9 protein-coding genes and 1 pseudogene are annotated in these 13,156 nt (G+C 73.1%); 8 read left to right on the top strand and 2 right to left on the bottom strand.

Annotated elements, in window-relative coordinates; translation table 11 throughout:
• Positions 1–30 precede the first annotated feature (30 nt).
• The 8 genes from ACWD3I_RS46515 (at position 31) to ACWD3I_RS46480 (ending at position 11,507) form a co-directional block, all read left to right on the top strand.
• Positions 31–1,191 (top strand): ATP-binding protein, encoded by a 1,161-nt coding sequence (locus ACWD3I_RS46515; RefSeq protein WP_365409050.1) that lies wholly within the window; start codon positions 31–33, stop codon positions 1,189–1,191.
• Positions 1,188–4,721, top strand: a complete 3,534-nt coding sequence (locus tag ACWD3I_RS46510; protein WP_365409053.1) for a vWA domain-containing protein — start codon at positions 1,188–1,190, stop codon at positions 4,719–4,721. The genes ACWD3I_RS46515 and ACWD3I_RS46510 overlap by 4 nt, the downstream gene beginning before the upstream one ends.
• Positions 4,718–6,592 (top strand): hypothetical protein, encoded by a 1,875-nt coding sequence (locus tag ACWD3I_RS46505; RefSeq protein WP_365409056.1) that lies wholly within the window; start codon positions 4,718–4,720, stop codon positions 6,590–6,592. Before ACWD3I_RS46510 ends, ACWD3I_RS46505 begins: the two co-directional genes overlap by 4 nt.
• Positions 6,593–6,751: 159 nt before the next feature.
• Positions 6,752–7,261 carry a SigE family RNA polymerase sigma factor gene (locus ACWD3I_RS46500; protein ID WP_365409059.1) on the top strand — a complete coding sequence of 170 codons (510 nt, stop codon included), beginning with the start codon at positions 6,752–6,754 and terminating at the stop codon, positions 7,259–7,261.
• A gap of 10 nt (positions 7,262–7,271) precedes the next feature.
• The gene (locus tag ACWD3I_RS46495; protein WP_365409062.1) at positions 7,272–7,598 is read left to right on the top strand and encodes a hypothetical protein; all 327 of its coding nucleotides are present in this window, start codon (positions 7,272–7,274) and stop codon (positions 7,596–7,598) included.
• Positions 7,599–7,716: 118 nt separating this feature from the next.
• Positions 7,717–9,411 carry a dolichyl-phosphate-mannose--protein mannosyltransferase gene (locus ACWD3I_RS46490; protein ID WP_365409065.1) on the top strand — a complete coding sequence of 565 codons (1,695 nt, stop codon included), beginning with the start codon at positions 7,717–7,719 and terminating at the stop codon, positions 9,409–9,411.
• A gap of 61 nt (positions 9,412–9,472) precedes the next feature.
• A complete protein-coding gene (locus ACWD3I_RS46485; protein ID WP_365409074.1) occupies positions 9,473–10,174 on the top strand; it encodes a 2-phosphosulfolactate phosphatase in 702 nt (233 codons plus the stop codon).
• Between the two features lie 100 nt (positions 10,175–10,274).
• Positions 10,275–11,507 (top strand): PP2C family protein-serine/threonine phosphatase, encoded by a 1,233-nt coding sequence (locus tag ACWD3I_RS46480; protein WP_365409068.1) that lies wholly within the window; start codon positions 10,275–10,277, stop codon positions 11,505–11,507.
• Between the two features lie 19 nt (positions 11,508–11,526).
• Here ACWD3I_RS46480 and ACWD3I_RS46475 read toward each other — a convergent pair whose 3' ends face one another.
• Positions 11,527–12,909 (bottom strand): L-serine ammonia-lyase, encoded by a 1,383-nt coding sequence (locus tag ACWD3I_RS46475; RefSeq protein ID WP_451084405.1) that lies wholly within the window; start codon positions 12,907–12,909, stop codon positions 11,527–11,529.
• Positions 12,910–12,964: 55 nt separating this feature from the next.
• A pseudogene (locus tag ACWD3I_RS46470) lies at positions 12,965–13,156 on the bottom strand (serine hydroxymethyltransferase); the annotation flags it as partial.

Here is a 13,156-nt window from a genome sequence, read left to right as displayed (position 1 = left end):
CACAGACCGATCCCCCGAGCAAGGACATCCATGCCCCTGACCGACACGGTGTCGGCCCTCCCGGCCCGGCAGACCCTGCCCGCCGAAGAGCGGTTCGCCACCGAACTCGCCTTTCTCGCCGCCCACGACGACGGTCCCCGTCCGCCCGGCTGGCTGCTGACACCCCGCGCCGTGATCACGTTCGTCTGCGGCAGCGGCGGCGAGGCGCTCAAGCTGCCCGAGGCGCCCGAGGCGCTGCCGGACGAGCTGGTCATCGCCCCCAAGTTCGTCGGCGAACGCGCCTTGGTGGAGCGGTGCGTGGTCACCCTCGCCGGAGAACGCGGACTGCTGCTCGTCGGCGAACCGGGCACCGCCAAGTCGATGCTGTCCGAGCTGTTGTCGGCGGCCGTCTGCGGCACCAGCGCGCTCACCGTGCAGGGCACCGCGGGCACCACCGAGGACGCCCTGCGCTACGGCTGGAACTACGCCCTGCTCCTCGCCCAGGGCCCCACCCCGCAGGCCCTGGTGGACTCACCGGTCCTGGCCGCGATGCGCGCCGGGAACGTGGCCCGCATCGAGGAGATCACCCGCTGCCTGCCCGAGGTGCAGGACGCCCTGGTGTCGCTCCTGTCCGACCGGCGGATGAGCGTGCCCGAGCTGTCCGGTACGGACGACGCTCAGATCGCCGCCGCGCCCGGGTTCACCGTCATCGCCACCGCCAACCTCCGCGACCGCGGGGTGTCGGAGATGTCCGCGGCTCTCAAGCGCCGCTTCAACTTCGAGACCGTGCACCCGATCGCCGACGTCGAGGCCGAGACCGCCCTCGTCAAGCGGCAGGCCACAGCAGCGGTCGAGCGGGCTGGCGCGGCCTTCGGCGTCGACGACGCGGTCCTCGACGTCCTGCTCACCGTCTTCCGCGACCTGCGGGCCGGACGCTCGGCCGAGGGCTGGGACGTGGAGCGCCCGGGGACGGTGATGTCCACGGCCGAGGCGGTGCAGGTCGCCGTCTCCCTGGGGGTCGCCGCCGCCTACCTCCCCGGCGGCGACTCGCTGGACCTGGTCCCCGGCCATCTGCTGGGCGTGGTCCGCAAGGACGACCCGGCCGACCACGCACGTCTCCTCGGCTACTGGGACGGCCCGGTGCGCCGTCGCGCCGAGGACGGTTCGGCGACCTGGCGCCGCCTGTGGGACCTGCGGGAGAACCTTCGGTGACGCTCGCTCAGGAACCGAGGGCGGCCCTCGCCGCCCTCGCCGACTCCATGGTGCCGTATCTGCTGGGCGTACGGCACCACAGCCCGGCGCTCGCCGCCGCCGTCCCCGCCCTGCTGGACGCCTCCGGCGCCGAGGTCGTCTGCGTGGAGCTGCCCACCGACTTCCAGCCCTGGCTGACCCATCTCGCGGCGCCGGGCACCCTCGCCCCGGTCGCCCTGGCCGGGGCCGGCGAGGGCGACCGGCTCGGCTTCTACCCCTTCGCCGACTTCTCGCCCGAACTCGCCGCCGTCCGCTGGGCGCGTGAGCGTGGCGCCGAGGTCGTCTGCTGCGACCTGCCGATGTCCGATCCGCGCTGGACCGCCGACGCCGGGGACACTCGCGTACCGGCGGCCGAGGCGCCCACGGCGTTCGGGGCCGCGCTCACCGCGGCCGGTACGGGTCGCGACGGCGACGACATGTGGGACCGCAGTGTCGAGGTCCTCGCCCCGGGCTGCGCCCCCGACGCGATACGCCGCGCCGCCCTGGGTGTCGGGTGGGCGCTGCGCCGCGACGCCGAGTCGGCGGGCGGGGTTCCCGCGGTGGATCTGGCGCGCGAGGCGCACATGCGTGAGGCGATCGCGCGCGCCGCGGACGGCGGACGCCGCGTCGCGGCCGTCGTCGGAGCCTTTCACGCACCGGCGTTGGCCGAAGGAGCCGCGACGCCCACCGCGGCGCCGCTGTCCGCGGGTGAGCGGCCTGCCGTCGTCACCTCCCTCGTGCCGTACGCCTTCGATCTGCTGGACTCCCGTTCCGGCTATCCGGCCGGCATCCGCGATCCGCGCTGGCAGCAGGCCGTGTTCACGGCAGGGGGCGATCCCGAGCGGCTGCACGAGGCCGCGGCACGGGCGATCACCGACGTCTGCCGTGAGCTGCGGGCGGCCGGACACGTCGCCGGTACCGGTGAGGCCCGCGAGACCCTGCGGGTGGCGTGCGACCTGGCGCGGCTGCGCGGTCTGTCGGCTCCCGGGCGCAGCGAGGTGCTGGAAGCGCTGACGACCGTGATGGGCCAGGGTGAGCCGCTCGGCCGCGGTCGGGCCCTGGCGCGGGCGTTGGAGGTCGTCCTGGTCGGCACCGACCGTGGCCGTATCGCCCCGGGCACGCCCCGCTCCGGGCTCGGCCCGTCCGTCGAGGCGGAGCTCGCCGCGCTGCGGCTGCCAGGACCGGACGATCCCGCCGGGCGTGAGCTGCGGCTCGACCCGCTGCGCTCAGCGCTCGACGGCCGCCGCGAGATCCTGTTGCAGCGTCTCGCCGTGTGCGGAGCGGGGTACGGGGAGCCGGTCCAGGTGGCGGGTACGGGGGATGCGGCCGCGCTCACCACGCGGTGGCGGCTGTCGTGGACCCCGGCCGTGCCCGTCCGGCTCGATCTGGCCGGCATCCGGGGCGTGACGGCGGCTCTGGCCGCCGAGGGCACCCTGCGGGAGACCTTCCGCAGGGAGTCGGCGGACGGCGGGCCCACCAGCGCCCTCATCCTGGCGGCACTCCGCGGCGCCGCCCGGTGCGATCTGCCGGAGCTGGTCGCCGAGCGGCTGGCCGACGCCGCAGAGGTGCTTCCCGCCTGCGCCACCCTCCCCGAACTCCTCAGCGCCCTCGACCTGTCGGAGGCGCTGCGGCGGGGCCATCTGCCCGGCACCACACCCGGGAGCAGGCAGGCGGCCGCCGAACTCGCCGCCGAACTGCTGGAGTCGGCGGTCCGGTCCCTGCCGGGACTGGCGGGCAGCGACGACCCACAGGACGCGGACGCGCTCGTGGCACTGGCGTCCCGAGCGGGGGAACACCGCCTCGGGCTGCGGATGGACGGCGCGTTGGACGACCTCGCGCGCACCGGATCCCCGCTCGTCCAGGGCGCCGCGCTCGCCGCCCGGGTCATGCTCGACCTCGACGACGCCGACACGCTCGGCACCCGTGCCGCGGGCTGGATCGACACCGCCAGCGGGCCCGACGAGCGGCATGCGTTGAGCCGCCGCCTGACCGGGCTGCTCAGCGGGGCCGCTCCCCTGCTCCAGTCGGCGCCGACCGCGCTGGACCTGCTGCTCGATCGCATCGACGCACTCACCGACCAGGGGTTCCTCGACCGGCTGCCCGCCCTGCGCGGCGGCTTCGACGCGCTCAGCCCGGCCGGCCGCGGCCGGCTGCTGGACACGGTGACCGAGCGCCTCGGCGACCGGCTCGACCTGTCGCTCGGCGCCTCACCGCGGCTGCTCGCGCTGTGGACGGCCGCCGACTCGGCGGGCCGGGCGGCGGTCGCCGCGCTCCGGCCACCCCTGGGGACGGCACTCGCCCCGGCCGACAGCACCCCGCCCCCGAAGGCCGCGGACACCGCCAAGGCCCCCGACGCGCCCGCGTCCCGCACTGAACCACGACAAGGTTCCGTCCTCCACCTCACGCCGACCGACCGCTGGAGACTGCTTCTCGGCCGGGAGAGCGACAAGCTGCCGCAAGGCGCCCGCCGTTACGCGCACGCGCTCGACGAGCTGTACGGCACCGGCCGTGGCGAGGGCTCCGCGGACCTCGGCCGCGAGGGCGGTCCCGGCGGTCAGGACGCCTCCTTCCCGACCGCCCGTGAGTGGGCCGAGGAACTCGACGCGCTGTTCGGCACCGACGTCCGCGAGGAGGTGCTGGCCCGGGCCGCCGACCAGGGCCGCAGCGACGTCCTGGCCGAGCTCGACCCGAAGGCGGTCCGCCCGTCGGTCGAGCTGCTGTCGTCCGTGCTGTCCCTGGCCGGCGGGATGCCGGAGCAGCAACTGGCCCGGCTGCGTCCGCTGGTGCGCCGTCTGGTCGACGAACTGGCCAAGGAGCTGGCCACCCGGCTGCGTCCCGCGCTGACCGGGCTGGCCACACCACGCCCCACCCACCGGCCGGGCGGCCGGATCGACCTGCCGCGCACCCTGCGGGCCAACCTGGCCCACACCCGCAGGACCGACGACGGCCGCACCCTGGTCGTCCCGGAGCGGCCGGTGTTCAGCACCCGCTCGCGCAGGGAGGCGGACTGGCGGCTGATCCTGGTGGTCGACGTCTCCGGGTCGATGGAGGCGTCCGTCATCTGGTCGGCGCTGACCGCGGCCGTGCTGGGCGGAGTCCCCACGCTGAGCACGCACTTCCTCGCCTTCTCCACGGAGGTGATCGACCTGACGGAGCGCGTCGACGACCCGCTGTCGCTGCTCCTGGAGGTGCGGGTCGGCGGCGGCACGCACATCGCGGCGGGGCTGGCCCAGGCCCGTTCCCTGGTGACCGTCCCCAGCCGGACCCTCGTGGTGGTGGTCAGCGACTTCGAGGAGGGATATCCGCTCGGCGGCCTCCTCGGCGAGGTACGGAACCTCGCGAGCTCCGGCGTCCATCTGATGGGCTGCGCCGCCCTGGACGACACCGGCAGCCCGCGCTACTCGGTGCCCGTGGCCCAGCAGCTCGTCGCGGCCGGGATGCCGGTCGCCGCCCTCAGTCCCCTCGCCCTCGCCCGCTGGGTGGGCGACCGCCTCCGCGGAGAGACCCGATGAACACCGAACTGCCCCCCGTGGCACCCGAGGTGGTCGCCGCCGCCGTCGAGCAACTGACGTCCCGGCTGCGCAAGAAGCTGGACGCCGCGATCGAGACCTACGCGACGCTGCCCGTCACCGCCGAGGGCACCGTACGGCGCGTGCGATGCGGTGAGGACGCCGAGGTCACCCTCGCGCCCGGGCCGTCCGGTGCGGTCACGGAGGACGGTCAGGCGCAGTGCAGCTGTCTGCTCGCGCCCCGGTGTCTGCATCGCGCTGCCGTGCTCGGTTCCGCTCCGGTGGCCGACGCGGACACGGTGGCCGAGACACCCGAGCCCTCGTCCGACGGGGCCGACGTCAAGGCGGTCCCACCTGACGAAGGTGCCGAGACGCCGGGCACTCGTGAGGCGGATGCGGCGCCGGTGGGACCGGCCGATGCCCAGGTGTCAGCTGCGACAGGCCTTTGGGATGCCGCCGCCGCGGTGCTGGCCGCCGGGGTGCCCGGCGCGGGCGCCGTACCGCAGGCCGAGTTGCTGCGGGCCGCGCACACGGCCCGGCTCGCCGGGCTGCACCGTCCCGAGGCGGCCGCCCTGCGGGTGGTGCGCGCCCTGCGCGCGGCCCGCGCCCGTCACGACGGCCACCGGCTGGCCGACCTGGTGGCCGCCCTGCGTGAACTGCTCCTCACCAGCGGCCTGTTGGCCGCGTCCGACCCCGACCCGGCGCTGGTCGGCACTGCCCGGCGCGGCTATCTGCCGGGGGGCAGCCTGCGTGTTCACGGGGTGTGCCGGGAGCCGGTGATCTCCGCCACCGGCTACGGCGGGGTCGTCACGCATGTGCTGTCGGAGGAGGGGCGCTGGTTCTCCGTGGCCGACGTCAAGCCCGGTGGCCCGGCCCGGGCGCGGGGTGCCGCCACGGCCACCGTGGCGCTCGGCTCCGGCAGCCTCGATCACGCGCAGCTCTCCCGGGGCGGGTTGCTGATCTCCGGTGCGACGCTCTCGCCGGACGGCCGTCTCGGCGCGGGCAAGGGGGTGAGGGCCACCCCGGTCACGGGCCTGTCCTGGACGTCGGGCCCGCTCGCCCGGCTGTTCTCCCGCCCGTTGGCCGAGGCCGCGGCGACACGGTTCACCGGCGCCGGGACGACCGAGCCGGAACAGGCCGGGCAGACGGCCGACGAACTCATCGGCTGTGACGTGGTCATCGTGGGAGCGGCCGAAGACCAGCTGTTCGCCCGGGAGTTGCCCGCACAGGAGGCGGACGGCGGGGGTCTGCTGATCCGGCTGGTGCCGTCCAACAGCCACCCCGATCTGGCGCATACGGCCAACTTCCGCAAGCTGGCCTCGCGGCCCGGCTTGCGGTTGCGTGTCGTAGGGCGTCTCGACCCGGCCCGCGCCGCGACGCTGCGGCCACTGGCGGTCGGTCCGGTGCCGGACGGCACGGCGACCCTGCGTCTGCCGACCGAGTGGACGGGGCACGCCGATCTGGGCTACGACCGCCTCGAGGGCGCGCATTTCCCGCCGGCCGACGAACTGCCGTCGGTGGAGACCCTGTCCGCGTTCCCACCGGATCCGGTGGCCGAAGCGCCCCTGTGGCGGCTGCGACGGCTGGTCGAGGTGGCCGTGTCCGGGGGCCGGCGCACCGCCGCCGAGCCCGCACGCGACGGCGACCGGGCGTCAGGAACCGCGGCTCTTCGGCGTAGTGGCTTCCGGGCCGCCGCGGACCTGGCGGACGCGCTCGCAGCGGAGGCCGACCGCCGTGGCCGCGATGTGTTCGGCCGCACCCAGCAGGCCGATCCGGGCGGATACGCACGGGTGTGGCTCGCCGCAGCCGTCTACCTGTCCGGCACCGAACGGGCCCTGGTCGAGGCGACGTGGCAGCCACCGGCTGCCGCATGACCACCAGGCCGTTCACTCCGGCCGGAGCACAAGGCCCCCGCGAACCGTGCATGTGACCCACGCCACACCGCGAGGGTGCATAGCGGGGCGGGGGCCAGTGTCTTGTTAAAGGTGACAGCGGCAGAAGCCGGCGTGTTCGGCAGGGGGTAGGGGGCGACGTTGACGGGGCAGCCGCGGGCCGTCGAGTTCGACCGGTTCGTGGCTGCCCGGTGGTCGGCCCTGCTTCACCTGGCGCGGCTGCTCACCGGCGGAGACCGGCACCGGGCCGAGGACCTGCTACAAGAGGCGCTGGTCAAGCTGTGGTTCGCCTGGCCGAAGGTGGCCGAGCAGGCACCCGAGGCCTATGTACGCAAGGTCCTGGCCCGTACCGCGGCTCGCTCGGCACGGCGTCGATGGTGGGGCGAGCACCCCGTCGACCAGCTGCCCGACCCGCCAGGAGCGGGAGACGAGACCGCCGTCGTGGACGAACGGACCAGGCTGGAGGCCATGTTGGCGTTGCTGCCGGCACGGCAGCGGGCCGCGGTGGTGCTGCGCTACTACCAGGACCTGCCCGAGCGGGACGTCGCGGAAGTACTGGGGTGTCCGGTGGGTACCGCCCGTTCACTGACGGCGCGCGGGGTCGCGCGGCTGCGGCGGCTTCTGGCCGAGGCGGTCGAGCCGGTCGAGTGAAGGAGGAACAGTGGATCGCTTCGAGCAGGAGCTGACACGCATGATGCGTGACGGCCACACGGACAGGCCCTACGAGGACCGGCACCGATACCGGCTGCAAGCAGGCGTGCGTGCCCGGCAGCGGGCCCGGACCGCCTGGATGGCCACCGCGTCCGTGCTGACGATCGCGGGACTCGGCATCGGACTGCTGCTCCTGGCGAGCTCTGTCGCGCAGGGCGGACCCCACACCAGGCAGCCCCGCCCCGTCACCTCTGCCGAGTCGGTCCCGATGCCGTCGACGGTCCTCCCCGCCTCCACGGCCCAGGTAGGGGCAGGTTCGAGCGGGCCCGCTCGCTGAGGGCCGAGCCGGCGGCGAGGCCTCGCCGCCCGCCGGGCGGCTGACGCCCGCTCGTCCCGCTCTTCACGAACAGAAGGCTCACCAGGTGTTCCACGAGAACGCGCCCACGACTGTCGACATGCCTCGAATCGATCAGGCCGATCACCGGCCGGCCTCCTGGGAGCAGCGGCTGCGCGCCCTCGGATACACCGGACGCCCGCACATGTCCGTGCGCGACCGCCTGGTCGTGCCATTCCCCGAGCCCGGGTCACGGCCGTGGCGCAGGCTCGGGCTGTCTCCCAAGGCGGCGTTCCGGCTGGCCCGCTGGTCGGGATGGGGCGGTCCCCTGCTGGTGGCGCTCCTTTCCGGGCTGCCGCGCTTTTGGCGTCTGGGCAGCCCGCGGGCGGTCGTGTTCGACGAGACGTACTACGCCAAGGACGCCTGGTCCCTGCTCCGGCTGGGCTACGAGGGCACCTGGCCGGACCGTAAGATCGCCGACCCGCAGATCCTGGCCCATCCCCAGGTGATATCGCTCTCCGACACCGGGTCCTTCGTCGCGCACCCGCCGACGGGCAAATGGGTGATCGCCCTCGGCGAGTGGATGTTCGGTCTCACCCCGTTCGGCTGGCGCTTCATGACGGCGGTCCTCGGCACACTGTCGGTACTGATGCTGTGCCGTATCGGACGCCGCCTGTTCCGTTCGACGCTGCTGGGCTGCCTGGCCGGGGCACTGATGGCGGTGGACGGTCTGCACTACGTCATGAGCCGCACCGCTCTGCTCGACCTCGTCGTCATGTTCTTCGTCCTGGCGGCGTTCGGCTGCCTGCTCATCGACCGGGACCACGCACGGGCCCGGCTCGCGGCAGCCCTGCCCGTCCCCGAGGACGGCCGGGTGCGCCCGGACGGACACACCGGTGACCATGCCGGTACGGGAGTGCGTCCCTGGCGGATCACGGCCGGCCTCTTCCTGGGGCTGGCGGCCTCCACCAAATGGAACGGCCTGTACTTCCTCGCCTTCTTCGTGATCCTCACCCTGCTGTGGGACGTCGGCGCCCGCCGTGTGGCCGGGGCGCGCCGCCCGTATCGCGCGGTGCTGCGCAAGGACGTCGGCTGGTCGGTGCTGTCCCTCGTTCCGGTCGCCGTCGTGACGTATCTGGTGACATGGACCGGCTGGTTCCTGTCCGACGACGGCTACGGACGCCACTGGGCGGACGGCCGCGGCGGCACATGGTCGTGGATTCCGGCGCCGCTGCGCAGCCTGTGGCACTACGAGTACGGGGTGTACCAGTTCAACGTGGGGCTGCACACGCCCCACAAGTTCGAGTCGAACCCCTGGAGTTGGCTGGTCCTCGGACGCCCGGTGCTGTTCCAGTACGAGTCGCCGAAACCGGGGACGGAAGGCTGCCACACCGCCACCGACTGCACGCAGACCATCCTCGCCCTCGGCACGCCGCTCCTGTGGTGGTCGGCGTGCTGCGCCCTGGTGTACCTGCTCTACCGATGGGCGCTGCGCCGCGACTGGCGCTCCGGCGCCGTCCTGTGCACGGTGGGTGCCGGTTATCTGCCCTGGTTCCTGTACCAGGACCGCACGATCTTCTCCTTCTACGCGGTCGCCTTCGTGCCGTACCTGTGTCTGGCCGTCACTATGCTGCTGGGAGCCCTGCTCGGTCCGCCGGGAACGAGCGGCGAGCGCCGCGCGCTGGGGGCGGTGGCCGCAGGCGTGCTCGTCCTGCTCATCGCCTGGAACTTCATCTACTTCTTCCCCGCCTACACCGGCCAGACGATTCCGTACGCGGACTGGCGCGCCAGGATGTGGCTCGACAGCTGGATCTGAGTCGTGTGATGTGGATCACTCGTCGGGTGCTACGTGTCGGATGTGCTCGATCATGATCCGAATGGACGCCCACTTTCTTGGCATCACCCAGCTGGTCGAGACTCCGTCCGTGGCGGTCGTGGTCGACGTCATGCGTGCCTTCACCGTGGCCGCCTGGGCCTTCGGCCAAGGGGCGGAGAAGATCGTTCTGGCTGAGTCGCTGGACGAAGCCCTGTCGCTCAAGGCCCGCCACCCGGACTGGGTGGCGCTCAAGGACGGTCCGCCCGCGCCCGGCTTCGACACCGTCAACTCGCCGGGCATGCTGCGGTCCATGGACCTCGGCGGACGGACCGTCGTGCAGAAGACCACGGCGGGGACGGTCGGCGCCCTCGCGGTCAAGGACGCGTCGCTGGTGCTGTGCGCCGGCTTCGTGGTGGCGGAGGCAACGGCCCGGCTCCTGCGGACACGGAAGAGTGACAGCGTCACCTTCGTCGTCACCGGCGAGGGTGGACAGGCCGACGAGGATCTGGCGTGCGCCCAGTACATCGCCCGGCGGGCCACCGGGGCGGGAACGGATGCCGCGGAGTTCCTCCGCCGCGCCGCCGAGTCCCGCGCGGCAGCCGAACTGACGCAGGGCGTGCGTCGAGGTGTCCACCCCGATGACGTCGCACTCTGTCTTGAGCTCGACCGCTTCCCCTTTGCCATGGTGGCGGCCCTGGAGGACTCCCTGATGGTCCTTCGTCCGGCGTCCGTGCCTTCGCCGGGCGACGACACCTCGATCTGAGCGCCGATGGGGTCGGGGTAGGCCATTCCCCGAGCCCCGTGGCCTGTTCGCTCCTATCGTGGAACGGCACAGTGACGCTCGGCGCCGAGGCAGGCAGCAAATGGCGGTGGAACCGCAGATCGACTATGCGGCGGTATTCAGGGCTCTGCCCGGCATGGTGGCACTTCTCACCCCCGAGCTGGTGTACGTGGACGCCAACGAGGACTTCCTCCGGCTGGCCGGACGCACCCGCGAGCAGCTGCTGGGCCACTACATCTTCGACGTCTTCCCAGAGAACCCGAACGACGCGGCCGCGGCCGGTATGCGCGAGACCCGGGAGTCAATGCTGCGCACCGCCGCCACCGGCGAACGCGACACGATGGCGCTGCTCCGCTACGACATCGAGGATCCCGCGCACCCCGGCCACTGGGAGGAGCACTACTGGAGCCCGGTCAACGCCCCCGTCCACGGCCCCGACGGGCAGGTCACGCTGATCGTGCACCGCGTGGAGGAGGTCACCGAGCTCATCCGCGCCTTCGGCGGCCCCGGCGGCGACCGGCGGTCCCGGGTGCTGGAGGCCGAGCTCTACACCCGCGCGCGGGAACTCCAGCAGGTCAACGAACGCCTGCGCCAGGCACACGACCGCGAGCGTGAGGTCGCCCTGGCCCTGCAGGCAGCCATGCTGCCCGACCCCAGACCCCTCGAACACCGCAAGGCGGCTGTCCGCTACCGGCCCGCCATCGGCGCCCTGAACGTGTGCGGCGACTGGTACGACGTGGTCGAGCTGCCCGGCGAGAGCCTCGCGGTGGCGGTGGGTGACGTCGTCGGTCACGGCCTGGCGGCCGCCTGCGCCATGGGACAACTGCGCAGCGCCCTGAGCGCGGCCACACGCGTCGCCGACGGCCCGGCACAGGCGCTGGAGGCCCTCGACATGTACGCCCGCTCCGTCGACGGCGCCGAGTCGACCACAGCGGCGACGACCTTCATCGACTGGGACGACCACACCATCACCTACAGCTGCGCCGGCCACCCGCCACCCGCTCTGCTCCACCCCGACGGAACCGTGTCCTTCCTCGACCGGGCCACCGACCCGCCACTCGCCGCCCGCCCTCGCTCCGCCCCGCGCCCCCAGGCCCAGACGCCCTTCGCCGAGGGCGCCACCCTGGTCCTCTACACCGACGGCCTGGTCGAACGCCGCACCGACGACATCGATGCCGGGCTGGCCCGCCTCGCCGAATCCCTCATCCACCATCAGCACGCCGCCCCCGAGGCCCTGGCCGACGCGCTCCTCACCGATCTGCTCCCCCACACGGGCAACACGGACGACACCGCGCTCATCGTCCTACGGCTGTGACGCGTGCCCTGGCCCGGCCTCAGCACTCGATGACATTGACGGCGAGGCCGCCGCGGGCTGTCTCCTTGTACTTGACCTTCATGTCGGCGCCGGTCTCCTTCATGGTCTTGATGACCTTGTCGAGGGAGACGTGGTGCCGGCCGTCGCCCCGCAGGGCCATCCGCGCGGCGGTCACGGCCTTCACCGCGGCCATGCCGTTGCGTTCGATGCAGGGAATCTGGACGAGGCCGCCGACGGGGTCGCAGGTCAGGCCGAGGTTGTGTTCCATGCCGATCTCGGCGGCGTTCTCGACCTGCTCCGGGGAGCCGCCCAGCACCTCGGCGAGACCGCCCGCGGCCATCGAGCAGGCGGAGCCGACCTCGCCCTGGCAGCCGACCTCGGCGCCGGAGATGGAGGCGTTCTCCTTGAAGAGCATGCCGATCGCCCCGGCGGCGAGCAGGAAGCGGACGATGCCGTCCTCGTCGGCGCCCGGCACGAAGTTGAGGTAGTAGTGGAGGACGGCCGGGATGATGCCGGCAGCGCCGTTCGTCGGCGCGGTGACGACCCGGCCGCCCGCCGCGTTCTCCTCGTTCACCGCCATCGCGTAGAGCGTGATCCACTCCATCGCTCGCGCCAACGGGTCGCCCTCGCTGCGCAGTTGGCGAGCCGCCGCCGCAGCCCGGCGACGCACCTTCAGACCACCGGGGAGGATGCCCTCGCAGGCCAGCCCGCGCGACACGCACCCTTCCATCACCCGCCAGATCGCCAGCAGGCCCGCGCGGATCTCCTCCTCGGTCCGCCAGGCCTTCTCGTTCTCCAGCATCAGCGCGGAGATCGACAGCCCCGTCTCCCTGGTCAGCCGCAGCAGTTCGTCGCCCGTGCGGAACGGGTGGGCCTGCGCGGTGTCGTCGACCTTGATCCGGTCCGCCCCGACGGCGTCCTCGTCGACCACGAAGCCACCGCCCACCGAGTAGTACGTCTTCTCCAGCAGCGGGACCCCGTCGGCGTCGTACGCGAAGAGCGTCATGCCGTTGGCGTGGTACGGCAGCGAGCGCCGACGGTGCAGGACCAGCTGGGTCGAGGCATCGAAGTCGATCTCGTGGGCCGGGCCGATCTCGGCACCGAGCAGACGGATGCGCCCGCTGCCGCGAATCCGCTCGACGTCCAGGTCGGCCTGGGCGACGTCGACCGTGTGCGGCTCGTTGCCCTCCAGGCCCAGCAGCACCGCCTTGGGGGTGCCGTGGCCATGGCCCGTGGCGCCGAGGGAGCCGAACAGCTCCGCCCGTACCGCGACGGTCGGAGCGAGCAAGCCGTCCGTCTTCAGCCTGGCGGCGAACACCGCGGCGGCGCGCATCGGTCCGACGGTGTGCGAGCTGGACGGGCCGATGCCTATGGAGAACAGGTCGAAGACGCTGATTGCCACGCTGTACTCCATGGATGGAAGGGCTGGGAGGCGTGCCTCTACGGGAGGTTGTCGGTTACAGGCCGGGGTACAGCGGGTGCTTGTCGGCGAGGGCCTTGACCCGGGCCTTCAGGGCTTCCACGTCGTACGACTGCTTGAGCGCCTGGGCGATCACGTCCGCGACCTCGGTGAAGTCCTCGGCCGTGAAGCCACGGGTGGCCAGGGCGGGCGTACCGATCCGCAGACCCGATGTCACCATCGGCGGGCG

This window comes from Streptomyces sp. NPDC002817 (genome assembly GCF_053592055.1).
Note: the sequence above shows the minus strand (reverse complement) of the source record. Positions and strands in the feature narration are given on the sequence as shown.

Coding starts and splice junctions, on each gene's coding strand:
- ACWD3I_RS46515 (WP_365409050.1), top strand. CDS start 31: ATGCCCCTGACCGACACGGTGTCGGCCCTCCCGGCCCGGCAGACCCTG.
- ACWD3I_RS46485 (WP_365409074.1), top strand. CDS start 9,473: ATGGACGCCCACTTTCTTGGCATCACCCAGCTGGTCGAGACTCCGTCC.
- ACWD3I_RS46505 (WP_365409056.1), top strand. CDS start 4,718: ATGAACACCGAACTGCCCCCCGTGGCACCCGAGGTGGTCGCCGCCGCC.
- ACWD3I_RS46490 (WP_365409065.1), top strand. CDS start 7,717: ATGCCTCGAATCGATCAGGCCGATCACCGGCCGGCCTCCTGGGAGCAG.
- ACWD3I_RS46480 (WP_365409068.1), top strand. CDS start 10,275: ATGGCGGTGGAACCGCAGATCGACTATGCGGCGGTATTCAGGGCTCTG.